Raw genomic sequence first — 14,004 nt, forward strand, 5'->3', positions numbered from 1 at the left:
AGTTTTTATTTTTGCTCACGCCCGAGCGGGTCGGGGTATTTGACTGTATCCATCTTCATTTTTCCCGAATCACTCAAGTGCATATGGACCTTGATTTGGGTAAGGGAGTCGGGTGTGAGCTTATTGCGCTTGCGCATTTCGTATTTTCGCCAAGCCTGGTAGTCTTTTTGAAACAGGCTTTCCTCCAATCCGTACAGATCAGTCCCTGCTTTGACTCCTTTGAGATAGGTCCCGCGAATTTGGTCTGCTACCTGCTTTTCAGCGTCTTTTTGAATGTAATCAGGTGTAACTTTCTTCATCATTTCCCGAACAAAGCCCTTCAGAGAGACAGTGACTTCATAACGAGGAAGCTCCCCGGTAGTAATCGGATCGATTTCCAATTGAACGTGCTCGATGCGCATCGTTGCTTTGGCCGAGTTGTTTTGCCAAATAATGAGGCCAGCAAATTCCGTGTCACTATTCATCCACCGAAGCCCCATTAAATCACGACTTGGGAAATAACCCTTCCACTGTCCCCGATGGATGGCGTGGATTCCATCGAGGGAGAGACGAGAAATAAACTTGTTATTTTCTTTCCAGGAATGCTCGTACAACGTGATGTTTGGCAATAACACGGTGTTTGACGGCTCCCAAAAGCTCGAGATAAACCGAAAAAATTGGATCGGCTCGATAAACGAACGCTGCTCGTAAACATCCTTTGGCTGATGCAAGAGAGAGTTCAATGGAGAAAATCCGACCAAAGAATGAGAGCTTAACACTTTGTCAATCGGCTCCCGCGTTCCGAATACCCATTTGGTGTAACGAATCAGACCGTATCGGTTCATAATGTCATGTGCGGAGATAATGCCCTTTTGCAAGAGGCGCTCATGAAATACGAGGGAGGATACAAAGCCTAGAAACACGGGTACCTGTGCTTTTTTTTGCAGGTTATCAAAGGCAGACTGAAGCGTTTTCCCTTTTCCGATTGAAATGGTTGCAGGTGGTGATTGAAGGCTGGTTGATGACTCCTGCTTGGCGACGCTAGACAGATCGGTGGATTGGGCGTATAAAACATACTCATTGTTGACGTAATCTATGCCCATGGCAGTTAAGTAGCGAAGGTCCTGAATCGATTTCTGGTCCCAGCAGCCGCTAAGAAGAGTCGTTGCCAACAGCAGCATAGCAGAAGCAATCCGCATGCACTTCATTTGTTACCGCCACCCTTAGTAGCTCTCGTCCGAAAAAAACCGGTCATGGACTTGAACAAGACATTGAATAGTGTGGACAAGGAGTTGGATGAACCCATCAAAATATACGATCTGCCAAAGGAGGTCAAGGTGGACAAGTAGTATACGATGGCAATCATCCCGAGGATAAAGCCGTACATGCCGATGATTGCGGAAAGGAAGAAAACAGCGAATCGAGCCACGGTAACAGCTCCACTTAATGCCTGGTTGACCAGTGTGAAAGAGGCGACGACTGTAAGGGAGCCGATAAACAGCATCGAGGGCGATGTCAGTCCTGCACGAATGGAAGCATCCCCGATAATCAATGCGCCAACTAGTGCCAATGTTTGCCCGACGTTTTTGGGCAAACGGGCACCTGCCTCACGTAGAAATTCAAAGATAAACAAAATGAGAAATAGCTCCATCGGTGCGGAAAACGGCAGCCCTTTTCGGCCTTGTGTAACAGTAGCGAGCAATTGAAAAGGATATTGCTCAACATTATAGGCGGACAGTGCAATCCAGAAGCCGGGCAGAAAGATCGCGATCCAAAATCCACCGAGGCGCAGCATGCGTTCCAGCCAAACATACGTAACAGGATACTGATCATCTTCGGGAGATTTGATCAGCTCGAGCAAGGTAATAGGTGCCACGAGTGCCAAGGGTGAACCGTCTACCAACACGATCACTTTACCTTGCAGCAGCATGTAAATCGCAAAGTCAGGACGACCCGTATAATCAACTAATGGAAACAACGAATGAGCGTTGTCACTGAGCAATCTTTCCAGAATAGCGCTATTCAAGATTTTTTTTGACGTACATTTGAGGAGCCTCTCGCGCATCATCTCCACGAGATCTGAAGAAACCCCATCTGTGATATACATCATCGCAATCCTTGTACGCGAGCGCGTTCCGAGAATAAAAGGCTCGTAGGCCAAGGTAATCGTTCGCATACGCTTGCGAATGAGAGCCACGTTCGTGGAGAGATCCTCGACGAAGCCGTCACGGGGACCTTTGATCGATATCTCTGTATTGGCTTCCTCAGGGCCACGCTCCGGCCGATTGGAGATATCCCAGGCGAATGGTGGGGAGTCTCCAATGAAAATCAGCAAATCTCCTGCAAACAGTCGCTCAATCCACAACTCTGGGTTCGTGAAGAGCGGGAAAAGAGGCAGAGAACGCAAATCACCAATAGCCAGGAATCGCTCCAATTGCGGCAAGGCCGTATCTTGTAATTGACGAACGTCTGCAAGTCCTTCGCAATAAAGCATCAATACAGGCTGGTCCTCGGATGTGACCGTACGTATAAAAACGACGTCCGCACAATGCGCGAATTTTTCCCGGAGTTCCTCTTCAAGGGTCATGGCCTATTCCCTCCTGTTTGGATGGCTTGCGCAGAGTAACCAGCATGAGTGCGAGAGTAACCACAACGATAATGGCTAAGTAAAGCGGATAGTATACGTGCGTCAGAAATGATACGAACTGCATGTCACTGAAGGGGAGGCTGGTAAAGGCGATCATGCTTCCGCCTAGGAATATCATCATGAATTTGCGCTGTTTTCGGGTACGGAACGTGAGTAAATCTCCCAAGAGCAGCAAACAAATGGTGATGCGTATAAAAGCCCCAGCGAGCCATTGAAAAATGGAGAAAAACTCCATGTTCTCGATGTCTTTTCCAATTGTGAGCAGCCGCCATTGCTCAAATGCCGGAAAGCGTTGACGCGCAGACTCCACAGGTCCAAATTCCGCAATCGCTCCTGTCAACGGACTGAGTGTTAGCAGAAGTGTGATGCCGAGCATGACCAAAAAGTGTACGAAGCGCAATGGTTTACGTACGTGAGGTTGGAGCAATAGCAGCAGGAACATCTCTGAAATACCGCCACCTACATAGAGCATCCCGTGAAAAAGAGGAGGATACCCATGCTGGAAAAGTGGCAACAAAAGACTATAATCCTTTTTAGGAATATTGCCAAAAGCGACGAAAAATCCGAGCAAAACCACGACGGGCAGCAAGATTCCAGCTGTGATTCCTACGGAGGTTATTCCCCCAATAGCAGCGAGTATACATAGGCCCATTAAGGCTAATGCAGTCACCCACTCTGGTGTTCGAGGCAAGTAGTTGACGGTCGTCCATGTCTGGGTATCGATCAGATTCGTTAGTGCCATCATGTACAAGCAAATCATGATTGGAACGAGCAAGAGATTGCTAACGATTTTTCCTGATCGTCTCGAAAGCCATTCTTGCACCGACCGTTGCTTCATATTTCGGTTAACCACAAACAGCAAGTACGCCCAGAAGGAAAAAGGGATACCAGCAAGTAACACGCTCAACCAAGCATCTCTTCCGGCTTTACTCAATAAGAGGGGGATGACGGTTACGTGGTTCGTAATGCCGATCGTCAGCATCATCACCATAATGGCTTGACCAATCCCGATTTTTCCGTCCACTTTCATGAAAGACTTATCCCCCTGTGCGTGGTGGTGCTGTTAGGATTTGCCTGCTTGCTTGGAAATATGTATCACGTATAAAGGTTACATCCTCCCGAAAAAGTATGGTATTCTACTATGAGGTAAAAAGGTAGAAACGGAGTAAGGAGTGCAGCCGATGTATCAACTCATACGAAACTATCTGTTCAAGCAAGATGCGGAAGAGATACACGAAAAGACAATTGGTGCCTTAAGGCTGGTGGAGGATTCTGCTCCAGGCAAAAGCATCCTGAAGATGATCTATCAAGTAAAAGACCAGCGATTGGAGAACAAGCTGTGGGGACTGACGTTTCCGAATCCAGTCGGACTTGCAGCCGGTTTTGATAAAAATGCCGAAGTCTATCATGCATTGGGTGCTCTTGGTTTTGGGTTTGTAGAAATCGGGACGTTAACGCCGCAGGGGCAGCCAGGCAATCCGAAGCCGCGTTTGTTCCGATTGCCGGAACATCAAGCTGTCATTAACCGGATGGGTTTCAACAATCACGGTGCGTATTTGGCTTCCCAGCATTTGGTCGATTACGCGTACTCAGATGTCCCGATTGGGATTAACATTGGGAAAAACAAAGTAACGCCGAATGAAGAGGCGGCCATCGACTATAGCAAATGTATGGACATGCTCTATTCATACGGTCACTATTTCGTCATTAACATCAGTTCTCCGAATACCCCGAATCTGCGTGACTTGCAGGAAACAGAGAGCTTGCGTCATTTGGTGCGGGCTGTAAGGGAAAAGGCGACTGAAATGGAAGCGCGTTCCATCAAGAAAAAGCCGATATTGCTGAAAGTAGCACCAGACATGTCGGATGAGCACATGCGCGATGTTGTTCACGCTGCTGTTGAAGAAGGCATTGCCGGAATTATCGCTACCAATACGACACTGTCACGCGAGGCAGTTTCCGGACATCGATTTGCCGAGGAAGCGGGTGGCTTGAGCGGAAGACCTCTTACGGAGCGTTCCACTGCTTGGGTGAAGGAGATTTATCAAGAAGTAGGAGACAAGGTACCAATCATCGGTGTCGGAGGCATTTATAACGGTGAAGACGCCTACGCGAAAATCCGAGCAGGAGCCAGTCTCGTTCAGGTGTATACGGGGATGATATATCAAGGCCCAGGTATCGCCAAGCAAATTAACAAAAAGCTACTCAAGCTCATGCAGCGCGATGGTTTTAAACATATTAGTGAAGTAATTGGCGTAGACGCAAAAGAATAGATAGAACAAGTACGCATAGGTCGATGGCTCCGTTGTTAGTGGGTCATTGGCTTATGCGTTTTTGCTTATATTCTTCCGATTTATGTAGTGATCCGGTATAATGATGTGGGACAAACATGAATTGTCTGTCAATTACATATTGTCGGCGTTAGGTGCCTTTATGTGACGCATAAAGGGTAACAGGGAATCGGGTGAAAGTCCCGAGCGGTCCCGCCACTGTAACCAGGGAGCTCTCTTTGAGAAGGAAACCACTCATTTTCGTATGGGGAAGGACAAAGAGCGTATGGATCTGGAAGCCAGGAGACCTACCTAGTAGCCACACCCAGAAAACCTTCGCGGAAAGGAGCGGTGAATACGAGGCAGTGAGGCTGTGTAGTCAGTCTATTGTTTTGTGTGCACATCTCGTCCATTGATGGATGGGATTTTTTTATTTGTAGGATAAGAACGAAAGTCAGTGAAGGAGGAAGGAACATGAATCGATCTCGTCTCGTATCTACTTGTCTGATGATCGCGGGCTTTGTCCTGTATTTCCTGCTCAATGAACCAGAGACAGGACATGCGATGCACATCATGGAAGGGTATTTGCCATTATCCTGGGCCTTATTTTGGTGGGCTGTCTTCTTGCCATTTTTTATTCTTGGGATTCGCTCGATTAACAAGATTGTAAAAGAACATCCCGAAATGAAGCTCCTTATTGGTGTTGCAGGAGCGTTTGCATTTGTTTTATCTGCACTGAAAATCCCTTCGGTTACAGGCAGCAGCTCTCACCCGACTGGAACGGGCCTTGGCGCTATTATGTTTGGGCCTTTTGCGATGTCTGTGTTGGGGAGCATGGTGCTCTTATTTCAAGCCTTGCTTTTGGCACATGGAGGTTTGACTACGCTAGGGGCAAATGCTGTATCCATGGCAGTAGTAGGACCCCTGGTGGCATACGGAATCTATCGGTTTATCATGAAAGTGAACGGAAGCCAACGTCTGGCTGTTTTTTCGGCGGCTGCCTTGGCTGACCTCGCTACCTATGTGGTGACTTCAATTCAATTGGCACTCGCATTCCCAGCTGAATCTGGTGGAGTGTTGGCCTCGTTTGCCAAATTTGCAGGAATTTTTGCATTCACGCAAGTACCGCTCGCAATCAGTGAAGGTCTGTTGACCGTTCTTGTTTGGAACTGGTTATTATCTTACAACGCAAAAGAGCTTACACAGCTTCGTTTGCTCAAACGGGAGGAATCGCTGTGAAAAAAGGATGGAACTGGCTTTTACTCTTGGGGGTAATCGTACTGGCGATTGTCCCGCTGTTGCTGGTGCAGGATTCGGAATTTGGTGGCGCAGACGGTGTGGCGGAGGAAGCGATCAAGGAAATTGCTCCGAACTACGAACCGTGGTTCCAGCCACTGATAGAACCGCCAGGGGGAGAGACGGAGAGCCTATTGTTTGCGGTGCAGGCGGCGTTGGGAGCGGGAGTGGTTGGCTACGCTGTGGGCTTGTACAAAGGTCGGTTGGATAAGCGGAAAAAATGAACGGGCTGCAGATTGATTCTCTCTCTTATCAAAGCAGGCTGAAACATCTGCCGCCAGCTCATAAGCTATTGCTGCCGAGTGCATTGTTACTGCTCGTCTTGGTGGGACATGTATGGATGCAGATGGCTGTCGTTATCTGGATGACGGTATGGGTAGTGGTGTATGCCCGTATTCCTGTCCGTATCTATTGTGCCTTTATGATTGTGTCGCTATCGTTTTTCGTGGCGGGGCTCCCTGCCCTATTGGTAGAAGGGGCGAGAGCAGGAGAAGTCCATGTCCAGATCGCGGCAGCATGGGACGTGGGTTCGTATGTGCTCTATGTGCCGATGTCATCATTCAGTAAAGTTTGGATCTTATTTTGGCGTACCATAGCGAGCTTATCTTGCTTTGCTTTCATTTTGTTTACCGTGCCGTTTGCCGAAATCTTGCAGGTGCTTCGCCGACTTCGTATGCCTGTCCTTGTGACTGACTTATTAATGATCATGTATCGGTTTATTTTTGTGTTAGTAACGATTTCTCACCAGCTATGGATTGCCCAACGTTCGCGCGGAGGTCATCGAGGCTTCCGCGCGACGCTTCGGGATGCAGGGGTTCTCGTTGCGCAATTGTTTGTCAGAGCGATGCGCAAATACGAAGCCTTGCACAAAGGAATGGCGGCTAGAGGCTTTGGGGAGAGCATGCAGGTGCTCGCGTTTCATACCCATGTTCGTTCGCGACGCTATGAGTGGGAGTCAATCGCAGGCTGTATGCTGCTGGTACTGCTTGAGTGGTGGACAGGAGGTTGGTAGTAATGACATCACGGTTGTTGGAGTTCATCGATTTGCAGTACACGTATCCGGGAGGGCGGGGACCCGTCCTGTCCGGGCTGTCCTTATGGATTCCAGAGGGGAAAAAATGTGTCCTTTTGGGGCGAAACGGCTGTGGGAAGTCGACCTTGTTCTTGCATGGGAACGGGATCATCGAGCCACAGCAGGGACAGGTGCTGTGGAAGGGGAAACCGCTAGTCTACAAACGAGCCGCACTGCTAGAGATGACGCAAAAGGTAGGCTTGGTCTTTCAAGATCCCGAGCATCAGCTGATCGCAAGCACGGTCGCGGAAGATATATCCTACGGTTTATGCAACCAAAAGCTGCCTACGGATATAATCCGGGCAAAAGTAGAAAAGGTGATGGATGCCTTCGGGTTGAGAGAGCTGGCAGAAGCTCCGATTCATCATTTGAGCCTGGGACAAAAACGGCGCCTGGCACTCGCAGGGGTCATGGTCATGGAGCCAGAGCTGTTGCTGTTGGACGAGCCTACTGCGTATCTGGATCGCTATCAGACTAAAAATTTGCTGCGGGAGCTCGATACCATTCACCGGCAAGGAACGACTGTTTTGATGGCGACACATGATATGGATATTGCCTTTGAATGGGCGGAATGGATTTGTATCATGGATGAAGGCAGGCTTGTTTTCGCGGGAGATCCGCAGGAGGCATTGGAAAATAGAACGATGCTGGAGAGTCTTCATCTGGGTATGCCGGTGCTCGTTGATGTGTGGGAGGCACTGCCTGAGCAGTGGAAGCGGGAACTTGGCGGAAATATTCCACGCTCGCTCGACGAGCTGCGAAAAATGCTCAGTGTTCAGCGGGTGTGGTGAATGGAGTGGTGGCTTTCGGGCAAGCTAACCCCAAAAAGCCATGGAGGTACGCTGATATGGAACAAGACTCTGTCATGAGTACATCAGTCCCGAATCACCAGGAAAAAGGAATTTCACGCAAGGTGAAGGACGAACTGATGTATCAAGTATTGGAGAAAGAGATGACTACCGTCGAGCAGGAAAAGAAGATAAAAGATGATTATTTAAAAGGAAAAGCGTAAATTTGCGCCAAAAAGCCCTTCTCGCCACATCAAGGCGTGAAGGGTTTTTTACATGGATTGATCCCCGTACCCACCCTCGTCTGTCAGGCAAAATCAACACACGGTAGTTACAATACTACGTACACATTACTCATGTCACATTACTGGGCGTCTTATGTAAGAGAGGGATTTGAACCCTCAGGGTGGCCCCTCGACCCTGCCGGAATTTTCAACATTAGCCCTGTTGAAGGGGGACGTGTTCGCCTTTTACAGACAGACTACCGACTTCCATGCCTCTTACGTTAAGCTTCTTGCAGTTCTGTTAACCAGTTGAATTGTTGAATGCTTGCATCCAATTCCCGGTACTGTTTAGACAGCTCATCGACTTGCTTTTGCAACTGGCCAATATTTACGGTCGAGCAAATCTTGACCTCTGAGCGGCTATAGCGGAAAAGTTAAGAAGATTTGCGCGGATTTTGTAGGGATATGTCCAATCATCACGAATAACGTAAAGAAGACACTTACTTACAATGGGAGAAGTGATGAGGTTGTGATTTCAACTTTGAATAAGACGCTATGCGTTCAACAACTCGTAGAAAAATTAAGAGACAAGCAGCTTCTTCATGTACCAATCGCTGATCTTCAAGAATCCAATAAAGCGTTGTATGAATACGTCAATCAGCTCAATGACTCGATTGCGATCATTCCGACCACGATTAATTCTGTCATTACAGGAGTCATCCGTTTCCAGGAAGGGTACTTTATAACCTTGGGCATGCTCATTTGGAAAGACGCCAACAAAAAAGGGGCGTTCAAAGAAGGGACATTTCTTTTTTACAAGCATGACGCTCATGATTCGATTGAGGATTGCGTCCACATAACCAATTCCATCGAAAATCACAATCTGATGGAGAGCTTGTTCTTTGCGTGCTGCGAGAGCAAGGATGGCGATTCCGTGCTTTCCTATTCGCATATCGAGCATGCGATTACATACGGAGAGCTATATCGTGACATGAAGACCAAAATCAAAAAAGGGTTTGCGTAATTGCTGCAAAACGAGAATGTTTGATTGACGGAAAAACTTTACATGACATGTGACGAGTGATATACTGCTATAAATTTTAAAATTTTCCAATTGAAGAGGAGTTTACCTATTCCATGATGACTAAGAAGTAACGTCTTGCCATTTACCAGTTGGCCCGACCCCCTCCATGTAAACGGTTTTATTTACCTACAAATTAAAACACTTACAACAAAATGGAGGAATATCACGATGAGTAAACCTGAAATGAATGTTGCCTTAGTAATTGGTCCGGATACGGATCTGGACAGCCAAGCAATCCGGAGTACACTTGAGTATTTTGGAGCACGAGTCTTTACGTACTGGATTGGTCGACCAAGCGATTTGATTGATGTATTGAATGGCAGCGACCTCTACCCAAATACCGACATGATTGTTCTGAATTTCCATGGCGATGAGGGAAGCCTCATCATGCCAGAGCTGGGCGAGGACGTTTACGAGGAAGGAGAACCAAAGGGTGATTTTGGTCCTGACGACGTTAGACGGTTTGCCAAGCTGGATGGAAAAATCGTGTTAGGTAACGGATGCTCGCTTGGTGATCCTAAATTAGCGAAGGCCTTTCTGGACAGTGGCTGCCATACGTATATCGGGCCAGATGATTACCCGGATGGAAATTCTGCGCTGATGTTCGCACTGCGCTTTTTCTACGAGGTCATTCAAAACAAGAAAAGCGTGGAAGAAGCTTTTCGAATCGCAAAAGCAACGGATGAAGAAACCGAGATGTATCAGCTTTATGTAAAAGAGTAATGGCAACGCAAAGGGAGCCTTTTAAAAGGCTCTTTTTGCGTTTTTTTGAGAGATTTGATATATAATCGAAAAGGATTATCATTATCAATGATTTTGGTAGGTGAGTGTTACCAGATGAATAAATGGTTAGAACAACAGAACTTTCTTGAACATACCTTACTAGAATTGTGCGAAGCGAAAACAATGGAGCGCGCCGATTGGGAGCTGAAGGAGCCACTTGTGCTGAGGCATCATGTACTGCTTGCTTTTGCGAAAGGGAAAGGAATCTTGATCATCAATGGTACGCCGATCAAAATTACACGCAAGTCGGTCTTCTTGTTGCTGCCGGGTACTAATGTAGAAAGCAACTTGGCAGACAAAGAAGATGTGGAGGCGCATTGGATCAGCTTTGACTTGTTTCGGCAAGTCGAAGTAACCGAACAGCGACGGGTGTATGAGCGTGAACAATCTTTTCCGGTTCAAGGCTTGATTGCAAACAGCCATACCAGATTGCAGAGAATGATTGCAACGATTGTTTCTGGTCAAACGAATGCTGTCAAAAACAACCGAATGAGGCAAACGGAGAATTTGCATGCCTTACTGGAGAAGGTAATGACCGATCATCTGCCGCGTAGGCCCGAGGGAGAAGAACACTGGTTGCCGCAAACCGTGGGCTATATACACCAAAACTATCAGCAGGAGATCAAGGTGGAGAGTTTGGCGGAAATGGCAGGGATGCATCCCGCTTATTACTCGCAGCTTTTCAAGCGTGAGATGAAAAAGACCCCAATCGAATACTTGACCCAGCTGCGCATGAACAAAGCAAAAGAGCTATTGCTCACCGCTTCTCCCGACAAAAATATTCGCGAAATTGCCAGTAGCGTCGGATATCTGGATGAGTTTTACTTTAGCCGCCGATTTAAAGAAAACAGTGGTTACTCGCCCTCTACATATAAAAAAAGTCGGCATGAACCATGCGTCATCTCCCTTTCCTTCCCGTATACTGAGCATTTGCTGGCGCTAGGTCTCACACCATGCGCGGCACAGACTCATCCTCATCTTTCCATCGATACTGTTTCACTGCCCCTGCCTTACCATGCCTCGGAAATGTGGGAAATTAGCCGCCAATCGTTCGTCGAGACGAAGCCAGACTTGATTATCTGCAAGGATCATGTGCTGACAAAGGCAAGCGAGCATTTAGGGGATATTGCCCCTATTTTCAGTATTTCGTGGAAACAGACAGACATGTTTGGTCATCTAATGGAGATCGCTCACCTCGTCGATCGCAAGCGCGAAGCACGTACATGGCTGGATCACCATACGAAGAAGACGGAGTTCATGCAAAAAAAAGTCAAAGCTCTATTGGGTGAAGCGACGGTAGCGATCTGTGTTGTCCGCGATCAGGCGTATCGGATGTACAGCACACGCAATATCGGACATGTTTTTTATCGCTCACTCGAGCTTGGTGTACCTGAAAAAATTCAGCGAGAGCTGGACCCGTATCCGCCTGGTACACAATTCAACTGGGTGGGGATGCCGAAAGAGGAGCTGCCTCAGTATGAGGCTGATTACTTATTTTTTGTCGTACGTTCAGAAGATGAAGTGAAAATGGTCGAGTATGATATCCAAACGTTGGACAGCTGGAAGAAACATTCTGCAATCGCAGCTGGACGCTATGCTTTTTTGGATTGGTACAAGTGGATGGTCTATGCGCCGCTTTCGATTGAGAAGCAATTGGAGGAGTCGTATGAACTGTTCGCAAGGCTCATGGACAAATCGTTTTCTATAAAAAGTCCAAGCAAAAATGCTTGATTTCTTTCATGGACGCTAAAAAGGCGAGTCGCTATAATCGTCATTGTGATAATGATTATCACTATTAGGAGGTTTTCGAATTAAACAAATCAATCTGGCAAGAGTAGGGCTGTTTCTTTTACTAACAGGGGTAGGCTTACTCGCAGCCATGTTTTGGGCAATCTCTTCCGGTGCGAAGGAGTTGACCATACAAACGGTTTGGACAGCCATTTTTACATACAATCCAACACTGACCGCCCATCAGATTATTCATGAACTACGGTTACCACGGGTAATCGGTGCAGCGATTGTCGGCGCAGCATTCGCTGTGGCGGGAGCACTCATGCAAGGCGTGACGCGTAATCCGTTGGCGGATGCAGGGATTTTGGGGATCAATGCAGGTGCAATGCTCGTTGTAGCGATGTGCTTTGCCTTTATGCCTGATGTGTCGTATTCCTCATTGATGATCCTTTCATTCGTTGGTGCCGTGGCGAGTACCCTGTTTATTTTTTTGCTTGGCTCAAGTGCGCCGGGTGGCTTGACCCCTATTCGATTGACATTGGCGGGTTCAGTCGTTGCAGCGATGCTCCATTCACTGAGCACCGGAATTGCGATTTACTACGGGCTAAGTCAGGATATCGCCTTTTGGTATGCGGGGGGTGTAGCGGGAGTTAAATGGTCGCATCTGCAATTGCTGGTGCCTGTCATTTTGCTGGCAATCTTGTGGGCGATCCTCCTCGGCCGCTCTGTCACGCTGGTTTCGCTAGGAGAAGAGGTGGCGGCAAGTCTCGGAGTCAAAACAAAACGGGTCCGTTTCTTCGGGATGGCGGCAGCGGTGGTTCTAGCAGGGGTGTCTGTTTCAGCCGTAGGCGGGATTGGGTTTGTTGGTCTTGTCATTCCGAGCATGGCCCGCAAGCTGGTCGGTGTTGATTATCGGGCAATCATTCCGATGTCGGCTGTGCTGGGGGCGATCTTGCTTGTCTTGGCCGATTTGGCCGCGAGAACTGTGAATCCACCAGAGGAATTGGCAATTGGAGTAATGGTGGCAATGGTTGGGGTTCCCTTCTTTCTTTACTTGGCTCGCAAGGAAGGGAGGAATCTGTAGATGCAGGATTTGGCGTCTCGCAAACGTGCAAGAGCGATATGGATCGGCAGTTGTCTCTTGGCCATCGCATTCGTCGTCATTGCGATTAGTCTCAATACAGGCTCCATCAAAATAGGTCCGGTGACCGTTGTGCAAACTCTTTTCGGTTATGGTACACCTGATGACGAGCTCGTTTTGTTCGAATATCGATTGCCGCGTATTATCATTACGATGCTTGCTGGAATTGGTCTTGGCATTTCGGGGGCGATCCTGCAAGCCATCTCGCGAAATGCGCTGGCTGATCCCGGGATTATTGGGTTGCACGCAGGTTCTTCTTTTGGACTTATTGTATTCGTTACTCTTTTTTCTTCGATGAAGGGTACATCCGCTCTCATGCTCCCGCTATTTACATTTGGTGGCGGGATTTTGGCTACTTGTCTGATCGTCTTGCTGGCGAATGACCGTCATCGAGGCTTGCAGCCGATACGTCTGCTTTTGGTCGGGATTGCGATTGCCGCTGGTTTCAGTGCTATTACGTTGTATCTTTCTCTGCGACTGGATGAAACCACGTACACGTTTGCAGCCAGATGGTTGGCAGGGAGTGTCTGGGGCAGGGATTGGATACATGTCATAGCATTGTTGCCTTGGATGGTGCTCTTGGTGCCATATGCGTGGATGCGTGCACAAGCACTGAACTTGTTTTCGCTTGGTGATGAGATAGCGATTGGTGTAGGAGAAGCTGTGCGGCGCAAGCGTCTGCTTCTCTTGGGGTGTGCTGTTGGATTGTCTGGGGCGAGTGTCGCGATGGTCGGAGGAATTGGCTTCATCGGACTCGTTGCCCCTCACCTGGCGCGCAGACTGGTTGGGCCGCGTCAGCAGTATGTTTTGCCCATTTCCGGCTTGGTTGGACTCGTGATCCTGGTGACTTCGGACACGATTGGCCGCTCGATTTTCGAACCGAATGCGATTCCTGCGGGTGTCGTCGTCGCAGCGGTGGGCGCCCCTTATTTTCTTTATTTGCTGGTTAAAACAAAATCATAAATCTTTGGCATCGAAAAGGAGTTCAC

14 protein-coding genes, 1 pseudogene and 1 riboswitch are annotated in these 14,004 nt (G+C 48.1%); of the genes and pseudogenes, 11 read left to right on the plus strand and 4 right to left on the minus strand.

Translation table 11 applies throughout. The features are described 5' to 3' along the window. Window positions 1-5: 5 nt before the first annotated feature. From ACQ5DJ_RS04610 to ACQ5DJ_RS04620, 3 genes are read right to left on the minus strand one after another with little or no spacing between them, the layout of a single operon-like run. Window positions 6-1,187 carry a Ger(x)C family spore germination protein gene (locus ACQ5DJ_RS04610; protein ID WP_429841396.1) on the minus strand — a complete coding sequence of 394 codons (1,182 nt, stop codon included), beginning with the start codon at window positions 1,185-1,187 and terminating at the stop codon, window positions 6-8. Next, a complete protein-coding gene (locus tag ACQ5DJ_RS04615; protein ID WP_429841397.1) occupies window positions 1,184-2,566 on the minus strand; it encodes a spore germination protein in 1,383 nt (460 codons plus the stop codon). The genes ACQ5DJ_RS04610 and ACQ5DJ_RS04615 overlap by 4 nt, the downstream gene beginning before the upstream one ends. Continuing rightward, window positions 2,556-3,656 carry a GerAB/ArcD/ProY family transporter gene (locus ACQ5DJ_RS04620; protein ID WP_429841398.1) on the minus strand — a complete coding sequence of 367 codons (1,101 nt, stop codon included), beginning with the start codon at window positions 3,654-3,656 and terminating at the stop codon, window positions 2,556-2,558. Before ACQ5DJ_RS04620 ends, ACQ5DJ_RS04615 begins: the two co-directional genes overlap by 11 nt. A gap of 151 nt (window positions 3,657-3,807) precedes the next feature. Between ACQ5DJ_RS04620 and ACQ5DJ_RS04625 the strand changes: the two genes are divergently transcribed. From ACQ5DJ_RS04625 to ACQ5DJ_RS04650, 6 genes are all read left to right on the plus strand, one after another. Beyond that, window positions 3,808-4,899, plus strand: coding sequence for a quinone-dependent dihydroorotate dehydrogenase (locus ACQ5DJ_RS04625; RefSeq protein WP_429841399.1), 1,092 nt, complete (start codon window positions 3,808-3,810; stop codon window positions 4,897-4,899). Between the two features lie 133 nt (window positions 4,900-5,032). Continuing rightward, a riboswitch (cobalamin riboswitch) is annotated at window positions 5,033-5,226 on the plus strand. Window positions 5,227-5,370: 144 nt separating this feature from the next. Beyond that, on the plus strand, window positions 5,371-6,135 hold the full coding sequence (locus ACQ5DJ_RS04630; RefSeq protein ID WP_429841400.1) for an energy-coupling factor ABC transporter permease: 765 nt from the start codon (window positions 5,371-5,373) through the stop codon (window positions 6,133-6,135). Further along, entirely contained in the window at window positions 6,132-6,416 is a 285-nt protein-coding gene (locus ACQ5DJ_RS04635; RefSeq protein WP_007718520.1) for an energy-coupling factor ABC transporter substrate-binding protein, read from the plus strand. Before ACQ5DJ_RS04630 ends, ACQ5DJ_RS04635 begins: the two co-directional genes overlap by 4 nt. Continuing rightward, window positions 6,413-7,204 (plus strand): cobalt ECF transporter T component CbiQ, encoded by a 792-nt coding sequence (gene cbiQ, locus ACQ5DJ_RS04640; RefSeq protein ID WP_429841401.1) that lies wholly within the window; start codon window positions 6,413-6,415, stop codon window positions 7,202-7,204. Before ACQ5DJ_RS04635 ends, cbiQ begins: the two co-directional genes overlap by 4 nt. Before the next feature lie 2 nt (window positions 7,205-7,206). Then, window positions 7,207-8,055 carry an energy-coupling factor ABC transporter ATP-binding protein gene (locus tag ACQ5DJ_RS04645; protein ID WP_429841402.1) on the plus strand — a complete coding sequence of 283 codons (849 nt, stop codon included), beginning with the start codon at window positions 7,207-7,209 and terminating at the stop codon, window positions 8,053-8,055. A 56-nt stretch (window positions 8,056-8,111) separates the two neighbouring features. Beyond that, entirely contained in the window at window positions 8,112-8,276 is a 165-nt protein-coding gene (locus ACQ5DJ_RS04650) for a hypothetical protein (RefSeq protein ID WP_167403227.1), read from the plus strand. A gap of 281 nt (window positions 8,277-8,557) precedes the next feature. Here ACQ5DJ_RS04650 and ACQ5DJ_RS04655 read toward each other — a convergent pair. Further along, a pseudogene (locus ACQ5DJ_RS04655) lies at window positions 8,558-8,692 on the minus strand (DIP1984 family protein); the annotation flags it as partial. Window positions 8,693-8,805: 113 nt separating this feature from the next. Between ACQ5DJ_RS04655 and ACQ5DJ_RS04660 the strand changes: the two are divergent. From ACQ5DJ_RS04660 to ACQ5DJ_RS04680, 5 genes are all read left to right on the plus strand, one after another. Then, on the plus strand, window positions 8,806-9,300 hold the full coding sequence (locus ACQ5DJ_RS04660) for a hypothetical protein (RefSeq protein ID WP_069848909.1): 495 nt from the start codon (window positions 8,806-8,808) through the stop codon (window positions 9,298-9,300). A gap of 228 nt (window positions 9,301-9,528) precedes the next feature. Next, window positions 9,529-10,083 carry a delta-aminolevulinic acid dehydratase gene (locus ACQ5DJ_RS04665; RefSeq protein ID WP_429841403.1) on the plus strand — a complete coding sequence of 185 codons (555 nt, stop codon included), beginning with the start codon at window positions 9,529-9,531 and terminating at the stop codon, window positions 10,081-10,083. 114 nt (window positions 10,084-10,197) lie between these two features. Further along, window positions 10,198-11,874 (plus strand): AraC family transcriptional regulator, encoded by a 1,677-nt coding sequence (locus ACQ5DJ_RS04670; protein WP_429841404.1) that lies wholly within the window; start codon window positions 10,198-10,200, stop codon window positions 11,872-11,874. Between the two features lie 148 nt (window positions 11,875-12,022). Next, entirely contained in the window at window positions 12,023-12,958 is a 936-nt protein-coding gene (locus tag ACQ5DJ_RS04675; protein ID WP_429841405.1) for a FecCD family ABC transporter permease, read from the plus strand. Then, window positions 12,959-13,978, plus strand: coding sequence for a FecCD family ABC transporter permease (locus tag ACQ5DJ_RS04680; protein WP_429841406.1), 1,020 nt, complete (start codon window positions 12,959-12,961; stop codon window positions 13,976-13,978). The last annotated feature ends 26 nt before the right edge of the window (window positions 13,979-14,004 follow it).

Source organism: Brevibacillus sp. FIR094 (genome assembly GCF_050477165.1).
Lineage (GTDB): Bacteria > Bacillota > Bacilli > Brevibacillales > Brevibacillaceae > Brevibacillus.

Excerpts from the sequence above, each read along its gene's own strand:
- ACQ5DJ_RS04665 (WP_429841403.1), top strand. The coding sequence starts at position 9,529 with ATGAGTAAACCTGAAATGAATGTTGCCTTAGTAATTGGTCCGGATACG.
- ACQ5DJ_RS04680 (WP_429841406.1), top strand. The coding sequence starts at position 12,959 with ATGCAGGATTTGGCGTCTCGCAAACGTGCAAGAGCGATATGGATCGGC.
- ACQ5DJ_RS04615 (WP_429841397.1), bottom strand. The coding sequence starts at position 2,566 with ATGACCCTTGAAGAGGAACTCCGGGAAAAATTCGCGCATTGTGCGGAC.
- ACQ5DJ_RS04610 (WP_429841396.1), bottom strand. The coding sequence starts at position 1,187 with ATGAAGTGCATGCGGATTGCTTCTGCTATGCTGCTGTTGGCAACGACT.
- ACQ5DJ_RS04625 (WP_429841399.1), top strand. The coding sequence starts at position 3,808 with ATGTATCAACTCATACGAAACTATCTGTTCAAGCAAGATGCGGAAGAG.
- ACQ5DJ_RS04650 (WP_167403227.1), top strand. The coding sequence starts at position 8,112 with ATGGAACAAGACTCTGTCATGAGTACATCAGTCCCGAATCACCAGGAA.
- cbiQ (WP_429841401.1), top strand. The coding sequence starts at position 6,413 with ATGAACGGGCTGCAGATTGATTCTCTCTCTTATCAAAGCAGGCTGAAA.
- ACQ5DJ_RS04620 (WP_429841398.1), bottom strand. The coding sequence starts at position 3,656 with ATGAAAGTGGACGGAAAAATCGGGATTGGTCAAGCCATTATGGTGATG.
- ACQ5DJ_RS04630 (WP_429841400.1), top strand. The coding sequence starts at position 5,371 with ATGAATCGATCTCGTCTCGTATCTACTTGTCTGATGATCGCGGGCTTT.
- ACQ5DJ_RS04645 (WP_429841402.1), top strand. The coding sequence starts at position 7,207 with ATGACATCACGGTTGTTGGAGTTCATCGATTTGCAGTACACGTATCCG.
- ACQ5DJ_RS04670 (WP_429841404.1), top strand. The coding sequence starts at position 10,198 with ATGAATAAATGGTTAGAACAACAGAACTTTCTTGAACATACCTTACTA.
- ACQ5DJ_RS04675 (WP_429841405.1), top strand. The coding sequence starts at position 12,023 with ATGTTTTGGGCAATCTCTTCCGGTGCGAAGGAGTTGACCATACAAACG.